This is a genomic window from Pantoea sp. B270, assembly GCF_018726825.1.
Lineage (GTDB): Bacteria > Pseudomonadota > Gammaproteobacteria > Enterobacterales > Enterobacteriaceae > Pantoea > Pantoea dispersa.
On record NZ_JAHCSX010000001.1, the window covers coordinates 297,538 to 324,257 of the forward strand.

Annotated in this window: 27 protein-coding genes; 20 read left to right on the plus strand and 7 right to left on the minus strand. The window is 57.2% G+C overall.

The window, feature by feature from the left end:
- Positions 1–43 precede the first annotated feature (43 nt).
- Positions 44–844, minus strand: a complete 801-nt coding sequence (gene nagB, locus KOL70_RS01500) for a glucosamine-6-phosphate deaminase (RefSeq protein WP_031279884.1) — start codon at positions 842–844, stop codon at positions 44–46.
- Between the two features lie 343 nt (positions 845–1,187).
- Here nagB and nagE point away from each other — a divergent pair, with 343 nt between their 5' ends.
- From nagE to KOL70_RS01515, 3 genes are all read left to right on the plus strand, one after another.
- On the plus strand, positions 1,188–3,221 hold the full coding sequence (gene nagE, locus KOL70_RS01505) for an N-acetylglucosamine-specific PTS transporter subunit IIBC (protein WP_059012582.1): 2,034 nt from the start codon (positions 1,188–1,190) through the stop codon (positions 3,219–3,221).
- A 151-nt stretch (positions 3,222–3,372) separates the two neighbouring features.
- The gene (gene glnS / locus KOL70_RS01510; RefSeq protein WP_058757889.1) at positions 3,373–5,040 is read left to right on the plus strand and encodes a glutamine--tRNA ligase; all 1,668 of its coding nucleotides are present in this window, start codon (positions 3,373–3,375) and stop codon (positions 5,038–5,040) included.
- 236 nt (positions 5,041–5,276) lie between these two features.
- On the plus strand, positions 5,277–5,672 hold the full coding sequence (locus KOL70_RS01515) for a hypothetical protein (protein ID WP_021508559.1): 396 nt from the start codon (positions 5,277–5,279) through the stop codon (positions 5,670–5,672).
- A gap of 61 nt (positions 5,673–5,733) precedes the next feature.
- Here the strand turns inward: KOL70_RS01515 and fur are convergent, their stop codons facing one another.
- From fur to ybfF, 4 genes are all read right to left on the minus strand, one after another.
- Positions 5,734–6,183 carry a ferric iron uptake transcriptional regulator gene (fur, locus tag KOL70_RS01520; protein WP_021508558.1) on the minus strand — a complete coding sequence of 150 codons (450 nt, stop codon included), beginning with the start codon at positions 6,181–6,183 and terminating at the stop codon, positions 5,734–5,736.
- Between the two features lie 351 nt (positions 6,184–6,534).
- A complete protein-coding gene (gene fldA / locus KOL70_RS01525) occupies positions 6,535–7,065 on the minus strand; it encodes a flavodoxin FldA (RefSeq protein WP_021508557.1) in 531 nt (176 codons plus the stop codon).
- A 137-nt stretch (positions 7,066–7,202) separates the two neighbouring features.
- Complete coding sequence (gene ybfE, locus KOL70_RS01530) at positions 7,203–7,478, minus strand: LexA regulated protein (protein ID WP_010616122.1); 276 nt, start codon at positions 7,476–7,478, stop codon at positions 7,203–7,205.
- Positions 7,479–7,647: 169 nt separating this feature from the next.
- Positions 7,648–8,412: an esterase gene (gene ybfF / locus KOL70_RS01535; RefSeq protein WP_215480105.1), complete on the minus strand. Its 765-nt coding sequence runs from the start codon at positions 8,410–8,412 to the stop codon at positions 7,648–7,650.
- A gap of 248 nt (positions 8,413–8,660) precedes the next feature.
- Between ybfF and seqA the strand changes: the two genes are divergently transcribed.
- Both seqA and pgm read left to right on the plus strand, forming a co-directional pair.
- A complete protein-coding gene (seqA, locus tag KOL70_RS01540) occupies positions 8,661–9,200 on the plus strand; it encodes a replication initiation negative regulator SeqA (protein ID WP_010616121.1) in 540 nt (179 codons plus the stop codon).
- A 25-nt stretch (positions 9,201–9,225) separates the two neighbouring features.
- Positions 9,226–10,866 (plus strand): phosphoglucomutase (alpha-D-glucose-1,6-bisphosphate-dependent), encoded by a 1,641-nt coding sequence (gene pgm, locus KOL70_RS01545; protein WP_021508555.1) that lies wholly within the window; start codon positions 9,226–9,228, stop codon positions 10,864–10,866.
- A 42-nt stretch (positions 10,867–10,908) separates the two neighbouring features.
- Here pgm and kdpE read toward each other — a convergent pair whose 3' ends face one another.
- A complete protein-coding gene (gene kdpE / locus KOL70_RS01550) occupies positions 10,909–11,583 on the minus strand; it encodes a two-component system response regulator KdpE (RefSeq protein WP_021508554.1) in 675 nt (224 codons plus the stop codon).
- A gap of 246 nt (positions 11,584–11,829) precedes the next feature.
- Here kdpE and KOL70_RS01555 point away from each other — a divergent pair, with 246 nt between their 5' ends.
- From KOL70_RS01555 to nei, 11 genes are all read left to right on the plus strand, one after another.
- Positions 11,830–12,030 (plus strand): YbfA family protein, encoded by a 201-nt coding sequence (locus tag KOL70_RS01555; protein ID WP_031279882.1) that lies wholly within the window; start codon positions 11,830–11,832, stop codon positions 12,028–12,030.
- Positions 12,031–12,181: 151 nt separating this feature from the next.
- The gene (locus tag KOL70_RS01560) at positions 12,182–13,138 is read left to right on the plus strand and encodes a 2-thiouracil desulfurase family protein (RefSeq protein ID WP_058757888.1); all 957 of its coding nucleotides are present in this window, start codon (positions 12,182–12,184) and stop codon (positions 13,136–13,138) included.
- 12 nt (positions 13,139–13,150) lie between these two features.
- Complete coding sequence (phrB, locus tag KOL70_RS01565; protein WP_215480106.1) at positions 13,151–14,578, plus strand: deoxyribodipyrimidine photo-lyase; 1,428 nt, start codon at positions 13,151–13,153, stop codon at positions 14,576–14,578.
- Between the two features lie 18 nt (positions 14,579–14,596).
- The gene (locus KOL70_RS01570; RefSeq protein WP_021508550.1) at positions 14,597–15,340 is read left to right on the plus strand and encodes a type 2 GTP cyclohydrolase I; all 744 of its coding nucleotides are present in this window, start codon (positions 14,597–14,599) and stop codon (positions 15,338–15,340) included.
- Between the two features lie 161 nt (positions 15,341–15,501).
- Positions 15,502–16,158 (plus strand): 5-oxoprolinase subunit PxpB, encoded by a 657-nt coding sequence (pxpB, locus tag KOL70_RS01575; RefSeq protein WP_021508549.1) that lies wholly within the window; start codon positions 15,502–15,504, stop codon positions 16,156–16,158.
- Positions 16,152–17,090: a 5-oxoprolinase subunit PxpC gene (gene pxpC / locus KOL70_RS01580; RefSeq protein ID WP_058757884.1), complete on the plus strand. Its 939-nt coding sequence runs from the start codon at positions 16,152–16,154 to the stop codon at positions 17,088–17,090. Before pxpB ends, pxpC begins: the two co-directional genes overlap by 7 nt.
- Positions 17,074–17,811 (plus strand): 5-oxoprolinase subunit PxpA, encoded by a 738-nt coding sequence (pxpA, locus tag KOL70_RS01585; protein WP_215480107.1) that lies wholly within the window; start codon positions 17,074–17,076, stop codon positions 17,809–17,811. The genes pxpC and pxpA overlap by 17 nt, the downstream gene beginning before the upstream one ends.
- 57 nt (positions 17,812–17,868) lie before the next feature.
- Positions 17,869–18,597: a DUF969 domain-containing protein gene (locus KOL70_RS01590; RefSeq protein WP_021508546.1), complete on the plus strand. Its 729-nt coding sequence runs from the start codon at positions 17,869–17,871 to the stop codon at positions 18,595–18,597.
- Positions 18,597–19,613 carry a DUF979 domain-containing protein gene (locus KOL70_RS01595; RefSeq protein WP_058775287.1) on the plus strand — a complete coding sequence of 339 codons (1,017 nt, stop codon included), beginning with the start codon at positions 18,597–18,599 and terminating at the stop codon, positions 19,611–19,613. Before KOL70_RS01590 ends, KOL70_RS01595 begins: the two co-directional genes overlap by 1 nt.
- Positions 19,614–19,620: 7 nt before the next feature.
- Positions 19,621–20,268, plus strand: coding sequence for a pyroglutamyl-peptidase I (gene pcp / locus KOL70_RS01600; protein WP_215480108.1), 648 nt, complete (start codon positions 19,621–19,623; stop codon positions 20,266–20,268).
- Positions 20,269–20,280: 12 nt separating this feature from the next.
- Entirely contained in the window at positions 20,281–21,069 is a 789-nt protein-coding gene (gene nei / locus KOL70_RS01605) for an endonuclease VIII (RefSeq protein WP_058769449.1), read from the plus strand.
- A 355-nt stretch (positions 21,070–21,424) separates the two neighbouring features.
- On the opposite strand, the gene KOL70_RS01610 is transcribed toward nei, so the two are convergent.
- A complete protein-coding gene (locus KOL70_RS01610) occupies positions 21,425–22,708 on the minus strand; it encodes a citrate synthase (protein WP_021508542.1) in 1,284 nt (427 codons plus the stop codon).
- A gap of 755 nt (positions 22,709–23,463) precedes the next feature.
- On the opposite strand from KOL70_RS01610, the gene sdhC reads away from it, so the two are divergent.
- From sdhC to KOL70_RS01630, 4 genes are read left to right on the plus strand one after another with little or no spacing between them, the layout of a single operon-like run.
- Positions 23,464–23,853, plus strand: coding sequence for a succinate dehydrogenase cytochrome b556 subunit (gene sdhC, locus KOL70_RS01615; RefSeq protein WP_021508541.1), 390 nt, complete (start codon positions 23,464–23,466; stop codon positions 23,851–23,853).
- Positions 23,847–24,194 (plus strand): succinate dehydrogenase membrane anchor subunit, encoded by a 348-nt coding sequence (gene sdhD, locus KOL70_RS01620; RefSeq protein WP_021508540.1) that lies wholly within the window; start codon positions 23,847–23,849, stop codon positions 24,192–24,194. Before sdhC ends, sdhD begins: the two co-directional genes overlap by 7 nt.
- A complete protein-coding gene (sdhA, locus tag KOL70_RS01625; RefSeq protein ID WP_021508539.1) occupies positions 24,195–25,961 on the plus strand; it encodes a succinate dehydrogenase flavoprotein subunit in 1,767 nt (588 codons plus the stop codon).
- A 14-nt stretch (positions 25,962–25,975) separates the two neighbouring features.
- The gene (locus tag KOL70_RS01630; protein WP_021508538.1) at positions 25,976–26,692 is read left to right on the plus strand and encodes a succinate dehydrogenase iron-sulfur subunit; all 717 of its coding nucleotides are present in this window, start codon (positions 25,976–25,978) and stop codon (positions 26,690–26,692) included.
- Positions 26,693–26,720 lie beyond the last annotated feature (28 nt).

Consider the following 26,720-nt stretch of genomic DNA (forward strand, 5'->3'; position numbering starts at 1 on the left):
CTGAACCTGCTGCGCTTAACAGCAGGCTTTCTACAACGTGTTGTTACACACCCTTCATATTTTCCGCTTCCATTTCGCGGAAATATTTCACGGTTTTCACTTTCAGTTCCATGGTCGCTGGCTCATCACACACCACCACCGCTTTCGGGTGCAGCTGCAGGCAGCTGATGGTCCACATGTGGTTGACGTTACCTTCTACCGCCGCCTGCAGCGCCTGGGCTTTGACGTGGCCGGTCACCAGAATCATCACTTCTTCCGCATCCAGCAGCGTGCCGACGCCCACGGTCAGGGCATATTTAGGCACCTGATCAACATCGCCGTCGAAGAAACGCGAGTTCGCCACACGGGTGTCGTGCGTCAGGGTTTTAATGCGGGTGCGGGAAGAGAGCGAAGAAGCCGGCTCGTTGAACGCAATGTGGCCATCGTTGCCGACGCCGCCCATAAACAGGTGGATTTTACCCAGTGCGCGGATCTTCTCTTCGTATTGGCGACATTCTGCGTCAATATCTTCGGCATTGCCATTCAGAAGATTGATATTTTCTGGTTGAATATCAACGTGATCGAAAAAGTTACGGTACATAAAGCTGTGATAGCTTTCCGGATGCTCTTTCGGCAGACCGACATACTCATCCATATTGAAGGTGATCACGTGTTTGAAACTAACCTGGCCCGCTTTATGCATCTCGATCAGGTGCTTGTAGGCTTCCAGCGGCGTACCGCCGGTTGGCAGTCCCAGCACAAAGGGACGGTCTGCGCTGGGTTTAAAGGCATTGATGCGATTAACGATATGGCGTGCAGCCCATTTACCCACCTGGGTCGGTGTGGCCAAAGGGATCAGTCTCATGTCTTCACCTCAGTTAAGATTGGAAAGTTAGGGTCGCGTTTACTGCTGCAGCTGGCTGCTTATAGGGTAACCCGTTTGCGCGCTCGCGGCGTTGGAAAAGTGCGACCTGATATTTTTCATCATAAAATAAGTTTGTGGTGGTGGCTAGCATTTCGCAGTGAAAAACGTCCATTTTGGTGATTAAAGTCACAGTTACACTGGTTTTAATTTGCGAGGCGAATTAATTTATCTTTACACTGCGCCTCGTGGTGAAGTGTGTCATCAAGGTACCGGGTGCCGGGATAATAAAATCAACCCGCATCACGGCAAAACGCCAGTCTCATAGGGGGAGAATAAGGTGAGTATTTTAGGATATCTGCAAAAGGTCGGCCGCGCGCTTATGGTGCCGGTAGCGACCCTGCCGGCAGCGGCAATCCTGATGGGGGTAGGTTACTGGATCGATCCGGACAGCTGGGGCGCAGGCAATGCGCTGGCAGCACTGCTGATCAAATCGGGTTCTGCCATCATCGACAATATGTCCGTGCTGTTCGCCATCGGTGTGGCTTACGGCATGTCAAAAGATAAAGACGGTGCAGCGGCATTAACCGGCTTTGTAGGTTTCCTCGTGGTTACTACCCTGTGTTCACCCGCCGCGGTGGCCATGATTCAGAAAATGCCGGTGGAGCAGGTGCCTGCCGCCTTCGGTAAAATCAACAACCAGTTTGTCGGCATCCTCGTGGGCATTCTCTCGGCAGAAGTCTATAACCGCTTCAGCCACGTTGAGCTGCCTAAGGCGCTGTCGTTCTTCAGCGGTCGCCGTCTGGTGCCGATCCTGGTCTCCTTCCTGATGATTGTGGTCGCCTTTATCCTGATGTACGTCTGGCCGATCATTTTCGGCGGTCTGGTGAGCTTTGGTGAGCACATCCAGAAACTGGGCTCGGTCGGTGCGGGCGTGTACGCCTTCTTTAACCGTCTGCTGATTCCGGTTGGCCTGCACCACGCGCTGAACTCGGTGTTCTGGTTCGACGTGGCGGGCATCAACGACATTCCGAAATTCCTGGGCGGCGCGCAGTCTATTGCCAACGGTACCGGCATCCCGGGTATCACCGGTCGCTATCAGGCGGGCTTCTTCCCGATCATGATGTTCGGTCTGCCGGGTGCGGCGCTGGCAATCTATCACTGCTCACGCCCGGAAAACCGCGCGAAAGTCGGTGGTATCATGCTGGCAGCGGCATTCGCCGCCTTCTTCACCGGCATCACCGAGCCACTGGAATTCTCCTTCATGTTCGTGGCACCGGTGCTGTATGTCATCCACGCCGTGCTGACCGGTATTTCGGTCTTCATCGCTGCCAGCATGCACTGGATTGCCGGTTTCGGTTTCAGTGCCGGTCTGGTGGACATGGTGCTGTCGACGCGTAACCCGCTGGCTGTGCACTGGTGGATGCTGATCCCGCAGGGTCTGGTGTTCTTCGTCATCTATTATGTGGTGTTCCGCTTCACCATTCAGAAATTCAACCTGCTGACGCCGGGTCGCGAGCTGGCTGCCGGTGATGAGACAGACGGCTATGACGTCAACGTTGATCACAGCAGCAACGGTGAGAGCGAAACCGAATCTCTGGCACGTCGCTACATCGGCGCGGTGGGCGGTTCTGACAACCTGACCAACATCGACGCCTGCATTACCCGTCTGCGTCTGAATGTGAAAGACTCGGCGCAGGTGAATGAAAGCGTGGCTAAACGCCTCGGTGCTTCTGGCGTGATCCGCCTTAACAAGCAGAGCGTGCAGATCATTGTTGGTACGCAGGCCGAAAGCATTGCGACCGCGATGAAAACCGTACTGAGCAAAGGTCCGGTAGCCGGCGCAGCGGCACCTGCTGCGGCAACCACCGCCGCGCCTGCTGCTGCTCAGCCCCAGGCCGTGCGCAACAGCGAGAAAAAGGTGATTGCAACGCTGCTGGCACCGGTCAGTGGCGAAGTGGTAGCGCTGGAAAACGTGCCGGATGAAGCTTTCGCCAGTAAAGCGGTAGGCGATGGTCTGGCGATCAAACCAAGCGATAAAACTGTCGTCGCGCCGGTGGCGGGTACCGTGGTGAAAATCTTCAACACCAACCATGCATTCTGCCTTGAAGCCGAAAATGGCGTTGAGATTGTCGTGCACATGGGTCTCGATACCGTCGCGCTGGAAGGTAAAGGGTTTACCCGTCTGGTGGAAGAGGGCGCAACCGTCACAGCGGGCCAGCCGATCCTCGAAATGGATCTGGACTTCCTCAACGCCAATGCGCGTTCGATGGTCAGCCCGGTGGTGGTCAGCAACAGCGATGATTTTGCTGGTCTGAATCTGCTGGCAGGCGGTACCGTGGTGGCAGGCGTTACGCCGCTGTATGAAGTGAAAAATTAACACGTTTTGAGCGTCACTGAAGGCAGGAAGCAATTCCTGCCTTTTTTGTTTTAAAACGACCAACAAACGGTTGTTTCCCTTCAGCGCTTTGTGGATCATACTCCGTTACTTCGTGGTACAAATCACCCGCTATTGTTTTGAGGATTTTGAGATGAGTGAGGCTGAAGCCCGCCCAACGAACTTTATTCGTCAGATCATCGACGAAGATTTGGCGAGCGGTAAGCACAACAGTGTGCATACCCGTTTCCCGCCTGAGCCCAATGGTTACCTGCATATTGGCCATGCAAAATCGATCTGCCTGAACTTTGGTATCGCACAAGATTATCAGGGGCAGTGCAACCTGCGTTTCGACGACACCAATCCGGTCAAAGAGGATATGGAGTTCGTTGAATCGATCAAGAATGATGTGCAATGGCTGGGCTTTGAGTGGAGCGGCAACATTCGTTACTCCTCTGACTACTTTGACCAACTGTTCAACTACGCGGTTGAGCTGATCAACAAAGGCCTGGCCTACGTTGACGAGCTGTCGCCAGAGCAAATCCGTGAATACCGCGGCACGCTAACCGCGCCGGGCAAAAACAGCCCGTATCGCGATCGCAGCGTGGAAGAGAACCTGGCGCTGTTCCAGAAGATGCGTGATGGCGGCTTCGAAGAGGGCAAAGCCTGTCTGCGTGCCAAAATCGACATGGCATCCAGCTTTATTGTGATGCGCGATCCGGTGCTGTACCGCATTAAATTTGCCGAACACCACCAGACTGGCAACAAGTGGTGCATCTATCCGATGTACGACTTTACCCACTGCATCTCCGATGCGCTGGAAGGCATCACCCATTCCCTGTGTACGCTGGAGTTCCAGGACAACCGTCGTCTCTACGACTGGGTGCTGGATAACATCACTATTCCGGTGCATCCGCGTCAGTACGAGTTTTCGCGCCTGAATCTGGAATATGCGGTGATGTCGAAGCGTAAGCTGACGCAGCTGGTGAGCGAGAAGATTGTTGAAGGCTGGGACGATCCGCGCATGCTGACCGTATCCGGTCTGCGCCGTCGTGGCTATAGCGCGGCGTCAATCCGCGAATTCTGCCGCCGTATCGGTGTGACCAAGCAGGACAACATTGTTGAGATGGCGTCGCTGGAGTCGTGCATTCGTGACGACCTCAACGAGAACGCGCCGCGCGCCATGGCGGTGCTGGATCCGCTGAAAGTGGTGATCGAGAACCTGCCGGCCGGGCATGAAGAAATCATCAGCATGCCGAACCACCCGAACAAACCGGAGATGGGCACGCGTGAGGTGCCGTTCAGCCGTGAGGTGTGGATCGATCGCGCCGACTTCCGTGAAGAGGCCAACAAGCAGTACAAACGTCTTGTGCTGGGTAAAGAAGTTCGTCTGCGCAACGCTTATGTCATTCGTGCCGAGCGCGTGGCGAAAGATGAAGCCGGCAACATCACCTGCATCTACGCTACCTGCGATGTCGACACCCTGAGCAAAGATCCGGCCGATGGCCGCAAGGTGAAAGGCGTTATCCATTGGGTATCGGCGATTCACGCGCTGCCTGCCGAATTCCGCCTGTACGATCGTCTGTTCAGCGTGCCAAACCCGGGCGCGGCCGAGGATTTCCTCACCACCATCAACCCGAACTCGCTGGAGATCAAACAGGGCTTCGTTGAGCCGGGTCTGCGTGCCGCCAGCGCGCTGGCACCGTATCAGTTTGAGCGCGAAGGTTACTTCTGCGCTGACAGCGTGTACTCGCAGCCGTCGAAACTGGTGTTCAACCGCACCGTGGGTCTGCGTGATACCTGGGCAAAAATCGGCGAATAATTTTACTGCTTGATAGCACGATATGATCAGCAAAGGGCGAGCAATCGCCCTTTTTTATTGCCCGTTATCTGCAAACGGGAATCGATTATGCTGAACCAGACAAAAAACAGTAATCACGCGCGATTACGACTAATCTGACTTTAATAAAATTAACTAATTTACCCGTGTGAAATCGTTATTTTCAGGTAGGCTATGCGCTCTTAAATGTTGCTGTGCGGGTTAGCGAAGGAAGAAAAATGACAAGTCTCGCTCTGGAAGCCAAACATAGCGTGGTGGTTTTACATCAGCTTATCGAACGTATTTTTAATCAGGCCGAAGGCAGCGATGACAGTATGGATCTGCTGCTGTCGCACTTTCATCCCGACTTCAAAATGGTGACGCCGCAAGGCAAACAGCTCGATCTCAATGACACTGAAACCCTGTTTCGCAAACTGCACGGGCAGCGGGAAGGGATGCGAATCGCCACCAGTGAGCATGCCATCATTTCCCAGCAGCAGCAGGAAGTGACCATTCAGTATCACGAACTGCAAATGCTTAACGGCAACAACCAGACCCGCATTTCGCTGGCGGTGCTGGACTGCAGCACGCCGGTTCCGCGCTGGCGCTATTTGCAGGAAACGCTGGTCGCCTGAACGCAGCCATAAAAAAACCGGTGCCTGGCACCGGTTTTTTTATACTGCATAGCATATTCAATTACTGATCGTGGAGCGTCTCGTCTTCGCGGCAGTCTCCCAGCGCACAGTGGCCGTATAGATACAGGCTGTGGTTGCTGAGTTTGATACCGTGGCGTGTTGCAATCTCACGCTGACGCGTTTCGATAGATTCATCGCTAAACTCGATCACTTTGCCGCAGTCGAGGCAAATCAGGTGATCGTGGTGATGCTGCTGGGTCAGTTCGAATACGGATTTCCCGCCTTCGAAGTTATGACGCGTCACGATGCCGGCGTCGTCAAACTGGTTCAGAACACGGTATACCGTCGCCAGACCAATCTCTTCGCCCATGTCGATCAGGCGTTTGTACAAATCTTCCGCACTGACATGATGGGACTCGGGTCCGGGTCCCTGAAGCACTTCCAGAATCTTCAGTCTGGGCAGCGTGACTTTCAGGCCAGCCTTTTTCAATGCGGAGTTGTTGTCAGTCATGCGGATATTGTCCTGTTACTTTGCTAGTCACTTACGGCGCAAAGGCCTTGAATGTGTGGTCACGCGCATTCTCATTTGCGTCTCATTATAGAGCTCAGCCTGCGAAATGAAAACCGGCTGCGGCGGACAATTCCCCGGATGCTGTAAGGAGAAATGTCGTGAGCCTCAGCGGGATCGTGCAGATCGATGTTCCTTTTCACGCAGTCTCAGTCTGATACCCGAGGAATAAGCAGATGACCGTTGCGGGTATTCTACAGAATTGAGGGAAAAAGTTAAAAAACCGTAGCTATTATTTTTATAGGTAATTCCATTGCCCGATGTGAGCCAGCGCCCACATCGGACAGGAAAGCATCAGGCTTCGATGATCGCCTGCAGCTGCAGCTCATCAAAGATCTGCTTAACCCATTTGTCGACGCGCTCGTTAGTCAGTTCAGGCTGACGATCTTCATCAATGGCGAGGCCGAGGAAGTGTTTGTCGTCTGCCAGACCTTTAGAGGCTTCGAAGTGGTAACCTTCGGTTGGCCAGTGGCCCACAATCACTGCGCCGTTTGGCTCAATGATGTCGCGAATGGTGCCCATCGCGTCACAGAAGTACTCGGCGTAATCTTCCTGATCGCCGCAGCCAAACAGCGCCACCAGCTTACCGTTAAAATCAATCTCTTCCAGCGTCGGGAAGAAGTCATCCCAGTCGCACTGGGCTTCACCGTAGTACCAGGTCGGAATACCCAGCAGCAGAATATCGAATGCTTCGAGATCTTCTTTGGTGCTCTTAGCAATGTCATGCACTTCGGCGACATCTTTACCCAGTTGTTTCTGGATCATTTTTGCAATGTTTTCAGTGTTGCCGGTATCGCTGCCGAAGAAAATGCCTACGATTGCCATGGAGTGAGTAACCTCTTAAATCCTGATTGTGAAAGTAAGTCAGAAGACGACACAGTTATGCGAATGATAGCAGACCGGCGAAAAGCGCGGAATGTGTAAAGCGCTGAGTTTGTGTTCCAGCGTGCGGTCTGCGCACGTTACGCCAGTTTGAGCTGCGCCAGCAGCATTTGTTCAATCAGTTCACTGCGGCTGATGTTCTGCTGCTCGGCCAGCGTATTAAGCGCGTCGACCGCTTCGCTGGACATTTTCAGCTCAACGCGGCGCAGGCCGCGCACCCGGTCGCGCTTCAGCTGGTTGCGCTTATTAATGCGCAGCTGCTCATCACGCGACAGCGGACTGGTTTTAGGGCGACCGGGACGCCGCTCGTCTGCGAAGAGATCGAGCGTGGTACGATCTGTCTGTTCTTTTGCCATGGTTTGTGAAACTGCGTGGGCGCGAACGGCGGAAAGGCGCTGCGCGATTTAAACATTTATCGGCCCGACCGCGGCGAAAAAAGCATCCGCGGCAAATTTTTAGCGCGACATCATACTCCAGCGCCCGGCGCGACGCCAACCCTAAACCGCCCGTAGCAAGCTTTTGCTTTTACAGGTTAAAAAAGCGGCGCACCGCGCGCAGTACGGCATCGGGTTTTTCGGCATGCACCCAGTGACCGGCACCGCTGATAATGTGCGCCTGCGCCTGCGGGAACTGGCGCAGCAGCGCATCACGGTGCTGATTGTCCAGATAGGGTGAATCACCGCCGCGAATAAACAGCGCCGGATGAGGCCACGCGGGTACCTCCTGCCAGCCGGAGAGCACCGGATAATTGTCCCATAATACCGGCACGTTAAAGCGCCATTCGCCTTCATGGAAAGATTTCAGAATGAACTGAATCACGCCTTCTTCGCGCACGTGTTCACGCATCACGTCGGCTGCAGCGCTGCGGCGCGTGACGCCAGCTGCACTGACCGCGCGGATTGCCGCGAAGATCTCATCGTGGCGTCGCGTCTGGTAATCCACCGGCGCGATATCAATCAGCACCATTTTGCTAATCCGTTCGGGCGCAACGGCGCTCAGCGCCATGGCAATTTTGCCGCCCATTGAGTGGCCGATAACATCGACCCGTTCGATGTGGTGCGCATCCAGCGTGTCAACCATATCCTGCGCCAGCGCAGCGTAGTGCATCTCTTCGCTGCGCGGTGACAGGCCGTGGTTACGGACATCCACCTGCAGCGTGGGCCGTGCATCGCGCACGCCGCGCGCCAGTACGCCGAGGTTATCCAGGCTACCAAACAGGCCATGAATTAACAGAATGGGCTGGGCATCAGGGGCAGATTGTTCAGTTTGCAGACGGGCGTTCAAAATCATGGCTAAAGTTCTTTCGGTTGAGACCTGGGCTTAGGGTATCATGGATTCACCTGTCCCGGCGCCAGGCGGTCAGGCATTAGGGCATATTCCGACTTTTGCCCGTAAACGATGCCAGCGCTACCGGCTGTCGCGGATTTAACTTTATAATCCTTATGTTAGAGCCCGCTCACATTTTGCACGACCGGATTTTGTTAAGGCCTTTGCAAAGTAGCGTGGTTCTGCCATTTGCCAGAATCGCACGGAAAAAGATGAAAACGATTGAAGTTGACGAAGAACTCTACCGTTATATTGCCAGCCACACGCAGCACATTGGTGAAAGCGCCTCGGACATTTTGCGCCGTATGCTGAAATTCACTGCCGGCCAGAGCGCATCCGCTGCGCCAGCGGCGAATGCGGCGGTAAAAGAAGCACCGGCTGCACGCAGCGAAGCGCGACCTCAGGATCGCGTGCGTGCCGTGCGTGAGCTGCTGCTGTCTGACGAGTATGCGGAGCAGAAGAAAGCGGTTAATCGCTTCATGCTGATCCTGTCAACGCTTTATCGTCTTGATCCGGCAGCCTTTGCTGATGCCACTGCCTCGCTGCAGGGCCGCACCCGCGTCTACTTTGCGGGCGACGAGCACACGCTGCTGCAAAATGGCACCCATACTAAGCCGAAGCACGTGCCCGGCACGCCGTACTGGGTGATCACCAATACCAATACAGGTCGTAAATGCAGCATGGTGGAACACATCATGCTTGCCATGCAGTTCCCGCAGGAACTGGCAGAGAAAGTTTGCGGCACCATTTAAACCGAAGCGTCAGGGAGAAGCGCCAATGGCCAATCACCCCCGTGCCGGGCAACCTGCCCAGCAGAGCGATTTGATTAACGTTGCACAATTAACCTCGCAGTACTACGTCCTGAAGCCGGATGCGGCGAACCCGGACCATGCGGTGAAATTTGGCACCTCCGGCCACCGCGGCAGCGCGGGACGTCATAGCTTCAACGAAGTACACATTCTGGCGATTGCGCAGGCGATCGCTGAAGAGCGTAAAAAGAACGGCATCACCGGCCCGTGCTACGTAGGTAAAGACACCCATGCGCTGTCTGAGCCGGCGATCCTGTCAGTGCTGGAAGTGCTGGCCGCCAACGGCGTTGATGTGATTGTGCAGCAGGACAACGGCTATACGCCGACGCCGGCTATCTCCAACGCCATTCTGGAGCACAACAAGCGCGGCGGCGCGCAGGCGGACGGTATCGTGATTACTCCGTCGCACAACCCGCCAGAAGACGGTGGCATCAAGTACAATCCGCCGAACGGTGGACCGGCTGACACCAACGTCACCAAAGTGGTGGAAGATCGCGCGAATCAGCTGATCAAAGGTGAGCTGAAAGAGGTTAAGCGTCTGGCGCTGGATCAGGCGTGGGCCAGTGGCCACATCGTTGAGCAGGATCTGATCCAGCCATACGTTGAAGGTCTGGCGCAGGTGATTGACTTCCCGGCGATCCAGAAAGCCGGCCTGAAAATCGGTGTCGATCCGCTCGGCGGTTCTGGCATGGCCTACTGGCAGCGCATTGCAGAGCACTACCAGCTGGATCTGACCATCGTCAATGATGCCATCGACCAGACGTTCCGCTTCATGCATCTGGATAAAGATGGCGTGGTGCGCATGGACTGTTCGTCCGAGTGCGCGATGGCCGGTCTGCTGGCGTACAAAGATAAGTTTGATCTGGCCTTCGGTAACGATCCGGATTACGACCGTCACGGCATCGTCACGCCCGCCGGTCTGATGAACCCGAACCACTATCTGGCGGTAGCGATCAACTACCTGTTCCAGCACCGTCCGCAGTGGGGCAAAGAGGTGGCCGTCGGTAAAACGCTGGTTTCCAGCGCGATGATTGACCGCGTGGTGAACGACATTGGTCGCAAGCTGGTGGAAGTACCGGTCGGCTTCAAATGGTTCGTGGATGGTCTGTTCGACGGCAGCTTTGGCTTTGGCGGCGAAGAGAGCGCCGGCGCCTCGTTCCTGCGTTTTGACGGCTCCGCCTGGTCAACAGACAAAGACGGCATCATCCTGTGTCTGCTGGCGGCGGAAATCACTGCGGTTACCGGTAAGAACCCGCAGCAGCACTATGATGAGCTGGCCGCGCGTTTTGGTGCGCCAAGCTACAACCGTCTGCAGGCACCTGCCACTTCCGCGCAGAAAGCGGCACTGTCGAAGCTGTCACCTGAAATGGTCAGCGCCGATACGCTGGCGGGCGACCCGATCACCGCACGTCTGACTGCGGCACCGGGCAACGGCGCCTCGATTGGTGGTCTGAAAGTGATGACTGAAAACGGCTGGTTCGCGGCACGTCCGTCCGGCACGGAAGACGCCTACAAAATCTATTGTGAAAGCTTCCTCGGCGCTGAGCATCGCCAGCAGATCGAGAAAGAAGCGGTAGAAATTGTCAGCGAAGTGCTGAAAAACGCCTGACAGGGCATCCTGCATGAAGAAGGCCGCGTTTGCGGCCTTTTTTTATGGCATGAAGCGATAGCCGATGCCGGTTTCTGTCAGCAGGTGCGTCGGCTGGGTGGGGTTGGCTTCCAGCTTTTGTCGCAGGTGTCCCATATAGATGCGCAGATAATGGCTGTGTTCCACAGCGTTGGGCCCCCACACCTGGTTAAGCAACTGGCGCTGGGTCAGCACTTTGCCGGCGTTATTCAGCAGCAGGCTGAGCAGGCGAAATTCGGTCGGTGTCAGATGTACCTCTTCACCGCTGCGCAGCACGCGCCGCGCGGCGAGATCAACGCTCACTTCGCCAAACTGCACCAGCGGTTCCGGCTGGCTGCGCTGATGACGACGCAGCGCCACGCGCACGCGCGCCAGCAGTTCGCCGATGCCAAACGGCTTGGTGAGATAGTCGTCAGCGCCGGCATCCAGCGCCTCAATTTTATCCTGCTCATCGCTGCGCGCCGACAGCACAATCACCGGCATGCTGCTCCACTGCCGCACTTCGCGGATGAAGGCATTGCCATCGCCGTCCGGTAAACCGAGATCGAGAATCACCAAATCCGGTTTGCGCGTAGCCGCTTCAATCAGGCCGCGCTGCAGCTGCTCCGCTTCCACAATCTTCAGGCCTTCGCTCTCCAGCGCCAGGCGCACGAAACGGCGAATCTCCTTTTCATCTTCGACAATCAAGATGGTCGTCACGCTGACTCCTGCGGCAAATAAGGTTAACGCATTACTTTAACAATAAACCGCGACGGCGTCCGTCACGATCTCAGTAACTCGCCGTGATCTGAAATTTTACAAAAATGTAACTTCCTTTCATCCCGGCCAGGAAATGACTGAAAAAAGATCAAAATAGTGGTCGGATGAGTAGTAAAATTACACAACCAGGCGTAATATCTGAGGCAGATCACATTTCATAGCAAAATTTACCACGAGGAGGCATTGATGTATCAGGCATATCCACTCGCCAAAATTGTGCTGCGCCGTGTGCTGGTGGTATTGATTGGCGTACTGGCACTGCCAGTGATGCTGTTCCGCCAGGATCGTGCGCGCTTCTACAGTTATCTGCACCGCATGTGGTGCAAAACCAGCACCAAACCGGTCTGGCTGGCGCAATCGGAAGCGGCAGGCGGTATCTACTGGTAACGCCCGGCTTCGCGGTGATAACCCGGTGACCTCGCTCGAGGCACCGGGTTTTTTTATCTTAAAGTGGTGCGACAAACGCATTGTCCCGCTGTTATCTCGCGGCATTTCAGCTACACTTAAACCTCTACAAGTTTTTGGAGGTTGTACAAGTATGAGCGAGAAAATTCCTGTAGGTATCAGTGCCTGCCTGCTCGGGGATAGCGTCCGATTCGATGGCGGCCACAAGCGTTTTGCCTTTGCAACTGACGAGCTCGCGCCATTTGTGCGCTTCGAACCTGTCTGCCCGGAAATGGCCATCGGTCTGCCGACGCCGCGCCCGGCGCTGCGGCTGGTCAAACAGAGCGACGATCAGATCCACCTGTGTTTCAGTAAAGACGGCGGGGAAGAGCTGACCGACGACATGGCCCGCTGGTCTGCGGAGCGCGTTAAATCGCTGCACCATCTGTGCGGCTACATCCTGTGTGCCAAATCGCCGAGCTGCGGACTGGAGCGCGTGCGCGTCTACGAGCCTGACACTAACAACAATCGCAAAGCCGGCACCGGTGTGTTCACCTCATTCCTGCAAAAAGAGCTGCCGTGGCTGCCGCTGGAAGAGGATGGACGCCTGCACGATGATGCGATCCGCGAAAACTTTATGGGGCGCGTCTATGCGCTGCATGAGTTCAACGAAATGTGGCGCAGCGGGCTGACGCGTCACAAGCTGATTGCCTTTCACAGTCGCTACAAACTACTGCTGCTGTCACATGCGCAGGATGAGTACCGCGAGATGGGGCGGTTTGTCGCGGCGATGGAACAGTGGGAGTCACTGGATGCGTACGCCTTTGAATACCGTAACCGTCTGATGCACCTGATGTCGCACCAGGCGTCGCGTCGTAATCACACCAATGTGCTGATGCACGTACAGGGCTATTTCCGGCCGAAGCTGAGTTCACCGCAGCGTCAGGAGCTGGCGCAGCTGATCGACCGCTACCGTCGCGGTGTGCAGCCGTTGCTGGCCCCCATCACTATGCTGAAACATTACATGGCAGAGTTCCCGCACCCGTGGCTGGCGCAGCAGCGTTATTTCGATCCTTACCCGGAAGCGCTGCGTCTGCGCTACGGCCAGTAAACACGGAGCGTTATGAGCACTCACTTAGTCTGGCTGCGTAACGATTTGCGCATGAATGATAACAGCGCACTGGCCGCGGCCTGCCGCGACAGTCAGGCCGAGGTGCTGGCGCTGTTCATCGCCACGCCCGGCCAGTGGCAGCAACACAGCATGGCCCCCAAACAGGCGGCTTTTATCCATCAAAACCTGTGCCTGCTGCAGCAGTCGCTGGCAGAACGCGGTATTAAGCTGCACTTTCATCAGTGCGATGACTTCGCTGCGTCGGTCGACTATCTGGCGACCTTCTGCCAGCAGCACAAGGTGGATGCGCTGTTTTACAACTATCAGTATGAAATCAATGAGCGCCAGCGCGACGCTGCGGTTGAGAAGCAGCTCGATCAGCAGGGCGTGGTGTGCCAGGGGTTCGATGACAGCCTGCTGTTACCGCCGGGCAGCGTTCAGACCGGCAGCAACAGCATGTTCAAAGTGTTCACGCCGTTCAGCAAAGCGTTTATCCGGCGTCTGCAACAGGGGCTGCCAGAGTGCCACCACGCACCGAAAGCGCGCGCCGGGGCACCCGTGGCCGCCGGCAAAAAAATAGCGGCATTCGATTATCCTGTGGAAGAATTCGACGAAACCTGGTTTCCCGCCGGAGAAGAGGCGGCGCTGAAGCAGCTGCGCCAGTTTGCCCAGCAGCGGGTGGAAAAATATGACCAGCAGCGCGACATACCGGCGATTGACGGCACCAGCCGCCTGTCGCCGTATCTGGCGATTGGTGTGCTGTCGCCGCGTCAGTGCCTGCATCGCATTCTGAAGGAGCATCCGCAGGCGCTTAATAACGGCAGCGCGCTGGTGTGGCTCAATGAACTGGTCTGGCGCGAATTTTATCGTCACCTGATAGTGGCCTTTCCGGCGCTGTGTAAGCATCAGCCGTTTGTCGACTGGACGCGCAACGTCAGCTGGCAACAGAATGAGCAACACCTTACCGCCTGGCAGCAGGGCAAAACTGGTTATCCGATTGTTGACGCAGCGATGCGCCAGCTCAATACGCTGGGCTGGATGCACAACCGGTTACGCATGATCACCGCCAGCTTTCTGGTGAAAGATCTGCTGATTGACTGGCGCGAGGGTGAACGCTATTTCATGCAGCAGCTGATTGACGGCGATCTGGCGGCCAATAACGGTGGCTGGCAGTGGGCCGCGTCGACCGGCACCGACGCCGCGCCTTACTTCCGCATCTTCAACCCGACGACCCAGGGCGAGCGCTTTGATAAGCAGGGCGAGTTTATCCGCCGGTGGCTGCCGGAACTGCAAGACGTGCCGGACAGCGCCATCCATCAGCCGCACGCCTGGGCGGAGAAAAATAACAAGAAACTCGATTATCCGGCGCCAATCGTGGAACATAAGGCGGCACGTAAAAAGACACTAGACGCCTTCGAGCGCGCGCGCAGCGCAGCCTGAGGCGGTCACGGAGCCGTTATGAACAATTTCGAGTTAGAACAGATCGTCAATCAGCAACTCAACACCAGTGCCTTCAGCGACTATGCGCCCAACGGTTTGCAGGTTGAGGGGCGTGAGCAGGTGCGCCGTGTAATCACCGGCGTGACGGCCTGTCAGGCGCTGCTGGATGAGGCGGTAAAACGCCAGGCCGATGCGATACTGGTGCACCATGGCTACTTCTGGAAGAGCGAAGCGCCGGTAATTAAAGGGATGAAGCGCCAGCGTCTGCGCACGCTGCTGGCCAATGACATCAACCTGTACGGCTGGCACCTGCCGCTCGATGCTCACCCACAGTTGGGCAACAACGCCCAGCTGGCCACGCTGTTTGATATCGACGTCAAAGGTGAAATTCAGCCGCTGGTGCCCTGGGGAGAGCTGGCTGAGCCGCTAAGCGGTCCGGCGCTGGCGGAAAAGATCGCGGCGCGCCTCGGCCGCCAGCCGCTGCACTGCGGTGATAATGCTCCGGCGCTGATTCGCCGGGTGGCATGGTGCAGCGGTGGCGGCCAGGGCTTTATCGATGCGGCCGCCGCCTTTGGCGTTGACGCCTTTATCAGCGGTGAAGTTTCTGAGCAGACCATTCACAGCGCCCGTGAACAGGGGCTGCATTTCTTTGCTGCCGGCCATCACGCCACCGAACGCGGCGGCATTAAAGCGCTCGGTGAGTGGCTCGCCAGCCAGCATGGTCTGGATGTGACCTTTATCGATATCGACAATCCCGCCTGACCGCCTCGCTTATGCGCCCGGAAAACACGTGCCGGGCGCAAATCAGTTGACACATCTCCTTCACTTTCGCATAACTTATTGACTTTTCGCATAAGCGAATGCCCTGAGGCGCGCCGTCACTGCGGTCACGGCGCGTTTTATTAATGACCGGGAGGTGGGTTTTGCAACGAGCACGTTGTTATCTGCTGGGTGAGCGGGCGGTGGTACTGGAGCTGGAACCGCCGGTTTCGCTCGTCAGCCAGCAGCGCATCTGGGGATTGTGCCAGCGGCTGCAGCAGAATGAGCAGATCGCGGAAGTGATTCCGGGCATGAATAATCTGACGCTGCTGCTGCGCGATCCGCAGTTGAAAGCGCTGGATGCAATTGAGCGTTTGCAGCGCTGGTGGGAAGAGAGCGAGGTGCTGCTGGCCGAGCCGCGTCAGGTTGAGATTCCGGTGGTGTATGGCGGCGCGGGCGGTCCGGATCTGGCGGAGGTGGCCCGTGCGGCGGATCTGACCTCGCAACAGGTGGTGGAGCTGCACAGCAGCGCGGATTACGTGGTCTACTTCATTGGCTTTCAGCCTGGTTTCCCTTATCTCGGCGGGCTGGATGAGCGGCTGCACACGCCGCGTCGCGCCGAGCCCCGGCTGGTGGTGCCTGGCGGTTCGGTGGGCATTGGCGGCAGCCAGACCGGCATCTATCCGCTGGCCGCGCCCGGTGGCTGGCAGCTGATTGGCCACACGCCGCTCAGCCTGTTCGATCCACAACAGCAGCCGCCGACGCTGTTGCGTCCCGGCGACAGCGTCCGCTTCGTGCCACAACGGGAGGGCGTATGTTAAACATTTTGCGTGCCGGATTAATGACCTCGGTGCAGGATCGCGGCCGCCACGGCTGGCGACAATACGGTATCAGCCTGAGCGGCGCACTGGATGAGCCTTCAATGCGCACGGCCAATATGCTGGTCGGCAACGCGGAAAACAGCGCGGTGCTGGAAATTGTGCTCGGCCAGTTCAAAGCGGAGTTTCGTCGCGACGGCTGGTTTGCGCTGACCGGTGCCAGCTGCAGCGCCGAACTGGATGGCCAGCCGGTGTGGACTGGCTGGCGTCTGCCGGTGAAAAAAGGCCAGGTGCTGAGTCTGTCCATGCCTACGCGCGGTATGCGCAGCTATCTGGCGGTGAACGGCGGTTTCGCCATCGACGCCATGCTGGGCTCACACAGCACCGATCTCAAAGCGGCCTTTGGCGGCTGGCAGGGACGTAAACTGCAGGATGGCGATCAGCTGCCGCTGGGCAAGCCGACGCGCCGCTTCAGCCATCAGGCTGGCGTACGGCAGCTGCTGTGGGGCAACCGCATCCGCGCACTGCCGGGGCCGGAGTACAATGAATTTACCCACGACGCGCAGGACGCATTCTGGCGTAACCCGTGGCAGCTCAGCCCGCAAAGTAACCGCATGGGCTACCGGCTGCAGGGCAGTCCGCTGCAGCGCAGTGTCGCACGTGAACTGCTGTCGCACGGCCTGGTGCCGGGTGTGGTGCAGGTGCCGCCGAACGGTCAGCCGATTGTGCTGATGGCCGATGCGCAAACCACCGGCGGCTATCCGCGTATCGCCTGCGTCATCGAAGCCGATCTCTATCAGCTGGCGCAGATTCGTCTGGGAGAACCGATTCACTTCATCCGCTGCACGCTGGAGGAGGCGCTGCTGGCCAAACAGCAGCAGCAACGTTCGCTTGATCAGATAGCCTGGGGGCTTGCTCATGAAGATCGATCTTAACGCCGACCTCGGTGAAGGCAGTGCCAGCGATCGGGCCCTGCTGGAGCTGGTGAGCTCGGCCAACATCGCCTGCGGTTTCCATGCCGGCGATGCCGAAACCATGCTGCAGTCGGTGCGCTGGGCCAGCGCCAATGGCGTGGCGATTGGTGCGCATCCGAGCTTTCCCGACCGGGAAAATTTTGGCCGGACCGCCATGCAGCTGCCGCCGGAAACCGTCTACGCGCAGGTGATCTACCAGATTGGTGCCCTGAAAAGCCTCGCTGAAAGTGAAGGGGCGAAGCTGGTGCACGTGAAGCCGCACGGCATGCTGTATAACCAGGCAGCGGTGGATGCAGCGCTGGCGGATGCGATTGCGCGCGCGGTGAAAGCCGTCGATCCGGCGCTGATTCTGGTTGGCCTGGCGGGCAGCGCCTCAATTGCCGCCGCCGCGCATCATGGTCTGCGCACGCGCGAAGAAGTGTTTGCTGACCGCGGCTATCTGGCCAGTGGCGCGCTGGTGCCGCGCAGCCAGCCGGGGGCGTTAATCGAAGAGGCTGAGCAGGCGCTGGCGCAGACGCTCACCATGGTGCAGCAGCGTCAGGTGCGCAGCGTCAGCGGCGAATGGGTGGCGGTGAATGCGCAGACGGTCTGTCTGCACGGCGATGGCGCCCATGCGCTGGAATTCGCCCGCACGCTGCGCGCCGCTTTTGCGACAAATCAGATTGCTGTCACCAGCGCCTGATCATTGACTGTTAGCCCGGCCTGTTGCCGGGCTTTTTATTTCTGACGAGGGGAAAACATGGATAACGTGGTCAATCTCTGGCCGTTACTCGGCATTGCCGCGATTGTGCTCGGCTTTGTGCTGCGCTTCAACCCGGTGCTGGTGGTGATTGTTGCCGGTTTTGTCACCGGGCTGGCGGCGCATATGCCGCTCGGCGATATTCTGGAGAAGCTCGGTTCCGGCTTTCTCAATACCCGTAATCTGCCGCTGATCCTGCTGTTACCGCTGGCGGTCATTGGATTGCTGGAGCGCCACGGTTTGAAAGAGCGTGCGCAGACGTGGATCGCCCGGATCAAAACCGCCACCGCCGGCCGTTTACTGATCGTCTATCTGTTCGTGCGTGAGCTGACTGCGGCGCTGGGGCTGACCAGCCTGGGCGGGCATCCGCAGATGGTGCGTCCGCTGCTGGCGCCGATGGCCGAAGGTGCCACTGAAAACCGTTACGGCAGCGTATCACCGGAGATTCGTCAGCGGCTGCGCGCCATGTCGGCGGCCACCGATAACGTCGGGCTGTTCTTCGGTGAAGATATTTTCGTGGCCTTCGGCGCGATCATTTTTATGCACAACTTTATGCAGGAGTCGGCGGGCATCAGCACCGAGCCGTTGCACATCGCGCTGTGGGGCATTCCGACCGCGCTGTGTGCGTTCCTGATTCATGCTGCGCGACTGGTGCGGCTCGACCGTCAGCTGTCGCGTGAGCTGGGCGCGCTCAACCAGCAGGCGCTGCGCGCAAAAGGAGGTGAGTGATGTTTCAGCAACAGTATCTGATGTGGCTGGCCGGGGCGATCCTGCTGATTGTCGCGCTGCTGTCATGGCGCGATAGCGCCAACCCGCGCCGTTTTACCACCGGTTTATTCTGGGCGCTGTACGGTCTGATTTTCCTGATTGGCGACGGTGCTTATCAACTGATGGGGCAGTGGGCCGGTGATGCGGAGCTGGGACGTCGCTGGTTGCATATTGCCGTGGGCGCGGCAGTAGTGGTCATGGCGCTGATTGCCGGGTTCGGCGGCGTGCGCCTCGGTCGCTATCATCAGCGCAGCGATGAACAGAAGCAGCAGAGCGCGCAGCGTCTCGGCAACAAGCTGTTTCTGCCGGCGCTGGCGATCCCACTGGTGACGGTGATTGGCGTGCTGGCGTTCAATCATATTCCCGGTCTGCAGGAGAAGGTATTTGGCCCGGGCAATCATTCGACGCTGGTCACGCTGTTTTCGATGATGATTGGCTGCGTGCTGGGCTGGCTGATTGCGCTGAAGTTTACCCACGAGAAGCCGCTGCAGTCGATGCAGGAGACGCGGCGTTTGCTGGATGCGGTTGGCTGGGCATTTATTCTACCGCAGATTCTCGCCACGCTCGGCCTGCTGTTTACCAGCGCCGGCGTCGGCACGGCGATTTCACATCTGACCGAACACTATCTGGCGGTGGATAACCGGCTGATTGCGGTCGCGGTATATGCGTTGGGCATGGCGTTGCTGACCATGGTGATGGGCAATGCGTTTGCGGCGTTCCCGATTGTCACCGCCGGCATCGGTATTCCGATTCTGGTGCTGCAGCACGGTGGCAATCCGGCGGTGATGGCGGCGATCGGCATGTTCTGCGGGTACTGCGGCACGCTGATGACGCCGATGGCTGCCAACTTCAATATTGTTCCGGCGCGTTTACTGGAGCTGCCGGACCGTAACGCGGTGATCAAGGCTCAGGTGCCAACCGGTGTGCTACTGTTATTGGTAAATATTTTCCTGCTTTATTTCCTGATGTTCCTGTGAGGTTGCGATGAAAACGGTGTTAATGACGGCGTTCGAGCCGTTTGGCGGCGAGCGCATTAATCCGTCGTGGGAAGCGGTGCGCAGCTTTGATGGTCGGGAGTTCGGCGGCGCGCGGATTGTGGTGCGCCAGCTGCCGGTGGTATTCGCCCGCTGCGGCCAGGTGCTGACCGCTGCGCTGGAAGAGCTGCAGCCGCACCGCGTGCTGTGCGTCGGCCAGGCTGGCGGGCGCAGCGATATCAGCGTAGAGCGCGTGGCGATTAATGTGAACGATGCGCGCATTCCGGATAACGACCAGCAGCAGCCGGTCGATCAGCCGATTGTCGCCGGGGGACCGGCGGCCTATTTCTCTACGCTGCCGATCAAAGCGATGGTCGCGGCACTGCGCGAAGTGGGGATTCCGGCTTCGGTGTCGCAAACCGCCGGGACATTTACCTGCAATAACGTCATGTATCACCTGCTGCACTGGCTGCAGACCACAGGCAGCACAGCACGCGGCGGTTTCGTGCATATTCCTTATCTGCCGCAGCAGGCGGCGCAGCATCCTGGTGCACCGAGTATGTCGACTGCCAGTGTGATTCAGGCGCTGGAAACGTCGCTGCAGGTGATTCTCAGCACAGAGAAAGACATTCGCGAAGTGGGCGGCGCAACCCATTAATCAGGAGCTGTTATGCCAGAGGGACCGGAGATCCGCCGCGCGGCGGATCAACTTGCAGCGGCAATGGTGGGCAAGCCTCTGACCGAGGTGTGGTTTGCTTTTCCGGCGCTGAAGACCTACGAACCGGCGCTGATGGGGGAAACCATCGACGCCTTTGAAACGCGCGGCAAGGCACTGCTGACGCATTTCTCCAACGGGCTGACGCTGTACAGCCATAATCAGCTGTACGGCGTGTGGCGTGTGGTACCGAGCGGGACTGAGCCCAATACTTCGCGCCAGCTGCGCGTGCGGCTGGGTAATGCCGACCGGGCAATTTTGCTGTATAGCGCTTCGGATATTGAGCTGCTGAACGCAGATACGCTCGGCGCGCATCCGTTTTTGCAACGCGTCGGACCTGACGTGCTGGACGCTACGCTGACGGTGGAAGAGGTGCGCGAGCGGCTGCTGTCGCCGCGTTTTCGTCGCCGCCAGTTCAGCGGTTTGCTGCTGGATCAGGCATTTCTCGCCGGGCTCGGCAACTATCTGCGCGTCGAGATTTTGTGGCACGCCGGTTTGCTGGCGCAGCATCGTGCACAGGATTTGAGCGACCAGCAGCTGGATGCGTTGAGCCACGCCATGCTGGCGGTGCCGCGTTTGTCTTATCAGATGCGTGGCAGCATGAAGAAGTATCACGAAGAGGCAGCGTTTCGTTTCGAGGTGTTTCACCGCCAGGGCAAAAAGTGCCGGCGCTGCGGCACCGTCATTGAGAAAGGCGTACTGTCATCACGACCGTTTTACTGGTGTCCGGGCTGTCAGCATTGAGTTTTGTGCAGATGCGGATGTTAATGAGCAGACAAGGCGCGGGACCTGCTGCATCTGCTGCTGCCGGGCAGTCCTCGCGCCGCTGCGCGGTGCCCTCGGCGTTCACGGCCCGCCTGACGGACCGGCCGGTATCGGTCATCCTGACCGGCCCGGCCTGATTCCCGCGTCCTGCGGGAATCTCCTGGCGCACCGTAAAAGCCTCAGCGCTGCGGATAGCCCGTTGCATCAGCAGAAGCAGCATGTCCTGCTATCCCCGCATTGTCTTGCGGCAAACTGCAGCACAGCTCTGCACGATACTGCATGAACTTCTGTGGGATGCTAAAAAAGAAAAGGGCGGGATAACCCGCCCTGATTGTTATTTTTTCAGCGCCGAGCTGAATTCGCGCTCGGTGTAACCGGTGTAGAGCTGACGTGGGCGGGCAATCTTCATACCTTCGTCGTGCATCTCTTTCCAGTGCGCAATCCAGCCAACGGTACGCGCCATCGCGAAGATCACGGTAAACATTGATGACGGAATGCCCATCGCTTTCAGGATGATGCCGGAATAGAAATCGACGTTCGGATAGAGTTTGCGCTCGATAAAGTACGGGTCGTTCAGCGCGATGTGCTCCAGTTCCATCGCCACTTCCAGCAGGTCGTCCTTCATGCCCAGTTCGTTCAGCACTTCATGACAGGTTTCACGCATCACGGTCGCGCGCGGGTCATAGTTCTTATACACACGGTGACCGAAGCCCATCAGACGGAACGAATCGTTCTTATCTTTGGCGCGACGCACGAATTCCGGGATGTGATCCACGGTGCTGATCTCTTCCAGCATACGCAGCGTGGCTTCGTTGGCACCACCGTGCGCAGGTCCCCACAGCGAGGCGATACCGGCGGCGATACAGGCAAACGGGTTGGCACCGGAAGAACCGGCGGTACGCACGGTAGAGGTTGATGCGTTCTGTTCGTGGTCAGCGTGCAGGATCAGAATACGGTCCATGGCGCGTTCCAGCACCGGGTTCACTTTGTACTCTTCACACGGTGTAGCAAACATCATATGCAGGAAGTTACCGGCATAGGAGAGGTCGTTACGCGGATACACAAACGGCTGGCCGATGGAGTATTTGTAACACATCGCGGCCATGGTCGGCATTTTTGACAGCAGGCGGAAGGCGGCGATTTCACGGTGACGTTCAATATTCACGTCTAATGAATCGTGATAGAAGGCGGCCAGCGCGCCGGTCACGCCGCACATCACCGCCATCGGGTGTGAATCACGACGGAAGCCGTGGAACAGGCGGGTGATCTGCTCGTGAATCATGGTGTGACGGGTTACGGTGGTACGGAACTCGTCGTACTGCGCCTGAGTTGGGGCTTCGCCGTTCAGCAGGATGTAGCACACTTCCAGATAGTTTGAGTGGGTAGCCAGCTGATCGATAGGGAAACCGCGATGTAACAAAATCCCTTCATCACCATCAATAAAGGTAATTTTTGATTCGCAGGACGCCGTAGAGGTAAAACCGGGGTCGAAGGTGAACAGGCCTTTTGAGCCAAGGGCGCGGACATCAACAACATCCTGTCCCAGCGTGCCTTGCATCACATCCAGTTCCACGGAGTTGTTATCTTGTAGGGTTAGCGTCACTTTTTTATCTGTCATTTTTCGTCTCCATAGCGCCTTAGTAGGTAAGGATCTTAGACACCAGAACAGTCATCATGTTGCGTTTACCCGCCGTATTTTCGGGCCGCCGCTACACTGGCTGCGCGCGCGCAGTGCGGTCATTTACTTGCGTAAACGCCCATCATTTGCACGCTTACTGCCTTGTTGCAACCCGCACGACTTAGGCTAAAACAGAATCTTCACAGCATCACTCAGCGGTAACGTTCATGCTGCAAGGTTACGGAGCGAAATGTGTAAAGCCAATCGGTGGTGTCCGGGCATGACGCGCTGCACATCGTGGATGTTAAAGATCCTGTCACGACATAACTTCTTGGTAACCAATAACCTGACGGTTTGTGTTGCTCGTAAAGGCAATGTTACATAACTTGAGCTTAGGGGAAAGTGTATCCCCATAACTTTTATGCATCATAGGGTTTTAGTGCGTTCGTTTGTAACTGAAATGTTGATCTATTGTCAAATCAGATAATTAAAAATGTATAAATTGTGAAATACGTGAGGCGGATCACTGTTCAGCTTAAATGTGACCAAAGAGATTGTAGGGGAATTGTAATCAGAATGTGATCCTCCTATACTGCCGCCAGGTCTCCGGAATACCCTGACACCAGGAGCCACCCAGCGTTTTACCCGCTTCATTTAACACTGGATGTTGCTATTTTGGTGGCGGTTGCAGTCCGAACACGCACTGTGCTCTTCTGTAACTCAGGACCGGAGGAAGCAAAATAAAAAAGAGCTGTGTGGGCAAAACCGTGAAAAAACAAAGACCTGTTAACTTGGATCTCTCGACGATCCGGTTTCCCGTTACTGCAATATCGTCCATTCTCCACCGCGTCTCCGGCGTGATTACCTTTGTCGCTCTCGGAATTCTGCTCTGGTTACTGGGTCTCTCCCTCTCTTCTCCGGAAGGTTTCCAGCAAGCGGCATCCATCATGGATAGCTTCTTCGCCAAATTCATCATGTGGGGCATTCTGACCGCGCTGGCTTATCACGCAGCAAGCGGCATTCGTCACATGCTGGCCGACTTCGGTTTTACGGCAGAAACCCTGCAGGTGGGAACCCGTACCGCGCAAGCGGTTTTTGTTATCACTGTCGTGCTCTCAATTCTGGCTGGAGTCCTCGTATGGTAAGCAATGCTTCTGCATTAGGACGCAACGGTATCCATGACTGGCTGTTACTGCGTGCTGCTGCAATCTTAATTACGCTCTACATTCTCTACATCCTCGGTTTTGTCGTGATGACCGGTACGCTGACGTATGACGTCTGGCGCGGCTTTTTCGCTTCCTCCTTTACCAAAGTGTTCACGTTGCTGACGCTGTTCTCGATTCTGGTCCACGGCTGGATTGGCATGTGGCAGGTCCTGACCGACTACGTGAAACCGCTGGCAACGCGTCTGGTGTTGCAACTGGTGATTGTGGTCGCGCTGTTGTCGTATGCAATTTATGGAACTGTTGTGGTGTGGGGTGTGTAAATGAGTTTGCCAGTCAGAGAATTTGATGCCGTGGTGATCGGCGCAGGTGGTGCGGGTATGCGCGCCGCGCTGCAAATCTCCCAATCGGGCCAGAGCTGTGCTCTGTTATCCAAAGTGTTCCCAACCCGTTCCCACACCGTATCGGCGCAGGGCGGGATTACCGTGGCGCTGGGTAACTCCCACGAAGATAACTGGGAATGGCACATGTACGATACCGTCAAAGGCTCCGATTACATCGGTGACCAGGACGCGATCGAATATATGTGTAAAACCGGTCCGGAAGCGATTCTGGAGCTGGAGCACATGGGCCTGCCATTCTCCCGTCTTGATGACGGCCGCGTTTATCAGCGTCCGTTTGGTGGTCAGTCGAAAAACTTCGGTGGTGAGCAGGCGGCGCGTACCGCTGCTGCTGCCGACCGTACCGGCCACGCCCTGCTGCATACGCTGTATCAGCAGAACCTGAAAAACAAAACCACCATCTTCTCCGAGTGGTATGCACTGGATCTGGTGAAAAACGCTGACGGTGCGATCGTCGGCTGTACCGCCATCTGCATCGAAACCGGTGAAACAGTCTACTTCAAAGCCAAAGCCACTATCCTCGCGACCGGCGGTGCTGGCCGTATCTATCAGTCCACCACCAACGCCCACATCAACACCGGCGACGGCGTCGGCATGGCGCTGCGTGCCGGCGTGCCAATGCAGGATATGGAGATGTGGCAGTTCCACCCAACCGGCATCGCCGGGGCGGGTGTGCTGGTGACCGAAGGCTGCCGTGGTGAAGGTGGCTATCTGCTGAACAAGCATGGCGAACGTTTCATGGAGCGCTACGCGCCAAACGCCAAAGATCTGGCGGGCCGTGATGTGGTGGCGCGTTCAATGATGGTGGAAATCCGTGAAGGTCGCGGCTGCGACGGCCCATGGGGTCCGCACATCAAACTGAAACTCGACCATCTGGGTGCTGAAGTGCTGGAATCCCGTCTGCCGGGCATCCTTGAGCTGTCGCGTACCTTTGCTCACGTTGACCCGATTAAAGAACCGATTCCGGTTATCCCGACCTGCCACTACATGATGGGCGGCGTGCCGACCCGCGTGACCGGTCAGGCGCTGCGCGTCAACGAGCAGGGCGAAGATGAAGTGATTCCGGGCCTGTTCGCGGTAGGCGAAATTGCCTGCGTATCGGTACACGGCGCAAACCGTCTTGGCGGCAACTCGCTGCTCGACCTGGTGGTATTTGGCCGCGCGGCCGGTGTTCACCTGATGGAGTGCATCGCTGAGCAGGGCGAACTGCGCGACGCCACCGAAGATGAAATCGACGCGGCGATGGCCCGCTTCAACCGCTGGGAAAACAACACCACCGGTGAAGACCCGGTTGAAATCCGCAAGGCGCTGCAGCGCTGCATGCAGAACAACTTCTCGGTATTCCGTGAAGGGGATGCAATGCGTGAAGGCCTGGCCGAGCTGAAAGAGATTCGTGAGCGCCTGAAAAATGCGCGTCTCGATGACCGTTCACCGGACTTCAACACCCAGCGTATCGAATGCCTTGAGCTGGATAACCTGATGGAAACCGCTTACGCCACCGCGGTAGCGGCCAACTTCCGCACCGAAAGCCGTGGCGCTCACAGCCGCTTCGACTACCCGGAGCGTGATGATGCCAACTGGCTGTGCCACAGCCTCTATGTTCCGCAAACGGAAAGCATGACGCGCCGTGAGGTGAACATGCAACCGAAACTGCGTGCGGCCTTCCCGCCGAAAGCGCGTACTTACTAATTGCGGAGATCATCATGAGACTCGAATTTTCTATCTATCGTTACAACCCGGAAGTCGATGACAAACCGCGCATGCAGGATTACACCCTCGAAGCGGAAGATGGTCGCGACATGATGCTGCTGGACGCGCTGATCCGTCTGAAAGAGAAGGATCCTACGCTGGCCTTCCGTCGCTCCTGCCGTGAAGGCGTGTGCGGCTCCGATGGCCTCAACATGAACGGTAAAAATGGCCTGGCGTGTATCACGCCGGTCTCCGCTCTGGGCAATGGCAGCAAGAAGATTGTTATCCGTCCGCTGCCCGGTCTGCCGGTAATCCGCGACCTCGTGGTGGACATGGGACAATTCTATGCTCAGTATGAGAAGATTAAGCCTTTCCTGTTGAATAATGGGGAAAATCCGCCAGCGCGCGAGCATCTGCAAACGCCTGCGCAGCGTGAGCACCTGGACGGCCTGTACGAGTGTATTCTCTGTGCCTGCTGCTCCACGTCGTGCCCGTCGTTCTGGTGGAATCCGGACAAGTTCATCGGTCCGGCCGGCCTGCTGGCGGCGTACCGCTTCCTGATTGACAGCCGCGACACCGAAACCGATGCGCGCCTCGACAATCTGAATGATGCTTTCAGTGTTTTCCGCTGTCACAGCATCATGAACTGTGTGAGCGTGTGCCCGAAAGGCTTAAACCCAACGCGCGCCATCGGCCATATTAAGTCGATGCTGCTGCAGCGCGGGGCGTAACAAACGGAAGTCACGATCGGGAACCCAG

Excerpts from the sequence above, each read along its gene's own strand:
- nagB (WP_031279884.1), bottom strand. The coding sequence starts at position 844 with ATGAGACTGATCCCTTTGGCCACACCGACCCAGGTGGGTAAATGGGCT.
- glnS (WP_058757889.1), top strand. The coding sequence starts at position 3,373 with ATGAGTGAGGCTGAAGCCCGCCCAACGAACTTTATTCGTCAGATCATC.
- KOL70_RS01515 (WP_021508559.1), top strand. The coding sequence starts at position 5,277 with ATGACAAGTCTCGCTCTGGAAGCCAAACATAGCGTGGTGGTTTTACAT.
- fur (WP_021508558.1), bottom strand. The coding sequence starts at position 6,183 with ATGACTGACAACAACTCCGCATTGAAAAAGGCTGGCCTGAAAGTCACG.
- fldA (WP_021508557.1), bottom strand. The coding sequence starts at position 7,065 with ATGGCAATCGTAGGCATTTTCTTCGGCAGCGATACCGGCAACACTGAA.
- ybfE (WP_010616122.1), bottom strand. The coding sequence starts at position 7,478 with ATGGCAAAAGAACAGACAGATCGTACCACGCTCGATCTCTTCGCAGAC.
- ybfF (WP_215480105.1), bottom strand. The coding sequence starts at position 8,412 with ATGATTTTGAACGCCCGTCTGCAAACTGAACAATCTGCCCCTGATGCC.
- seqA (WP_010616121.1), top strand. The coding sequence starts at position 8,661 with ATGAAAACGATTGAAGTTGACGAAGAACTCTACCGTTATATTGCCAGC.
- pgm (WP_021508555.1), top strand. The coding sequence starts at position 9,226 with ATGGCCAATCACCCCCGTGCCGGGCAACCTGCCCAGCAGAGCGATTTG.
- KOL70_RS01555 (WP_031279882.1), top strand. The coding sequence starts at position 11,830 with ATGTATCAGGCATATCCACTCGCCAAAATTGTGCTGCGCCGTGTGCTG.
- KOL70_RS01560 (WP_058757888.1), top strand. The coding sequence starts at position 12,182 with ATGAGCGAGAAAATTCCTGTAGGTATCAGTGCCTGCCTGCTCGGGGAT.
- phrB (WP_215480106.1), top strand. The coding sequence starts at position 13,151 with ATGAGCACTCACTTAGTCTGGCTGCGTAACGATTTGCGCATGAATGAT.
- KOL70_RS01570 (WP_021508550.1), top strand. The coding sequence starts at position 14,597 with ATGAACAATTTCGAGTTAGAACAGATCGTCAATCAGCAACTCAACACC.
- pxpC (WP_058757884.1), top strand. The coding sequence starts at position 16,152 with ATGTTAAACATTTTGCGTGCCGGATTAATGACCTCGGTGCAGGATCGC.
- pxpA (WP_215480107.1), top strand. The coding sequence starts at position 17,074 with ATGAAGATCGATCTTAACGCCGACCTCGGTGAAGGCAGTGCCAGCGAT.
- KOL70_RS01590 (WP_021508546.1), top strand. The coding sequence starts at position 17,869 with ATGGATAACGTGGTCAATCTCTGGCCGTTACTCGGCATTGCCGCGATT.
- KOL70_RS01595 (WP_058775287.1), top strand. The coding sequence starts at position 18,597 with ATGTTTCAGCAACAGTATCTGATGTGGCTGGCCGGGGCGATCCTGCTG.
- pcp (WP_215480108.1), top strand. The coding sequence starts at position 19,621 with ATGAAAACGGTGTTAATGACGGCGTTCGAGCCGTTTGGCGGCGAGCGC.
- nei (WP_058769449.1), top strand. The coding sequence starts at position 20,281 with ATGCCAGAGGGACCGGAGATCCGCCGCGCGGCGGATCAACTTGCAGCG.
- KOL70_RS01610 (WP_021508542.1), bottom strand. The coding sequence starts at position 22,708 with ATGACAGATAAAAAAGTGACGCTAACCCTACAAGATAACAACTCCGTG.
- sdhD (WP_021508540.1), top strand. The coding sequence starts at position 23,847 with ATGGTAAGCAATGCTTCTGCATTAGGACGCAACGGTATCCATGACTGG.
- sdhA (WP_021508539.1), top strand. The coding sequence starts at position 24,195 with ATGAGTTTGCCAGTCAGAGAATTTGATGCCGTGGTGATCGGCGCAGGT.
- KOL70_RS01630 (WP_021508538.1), top strand. The coding sequence starts at position 25,976 with ATGAGACTCGAATTTTCTATCTATCGTTACAACCCGGAAGTCGATGAC.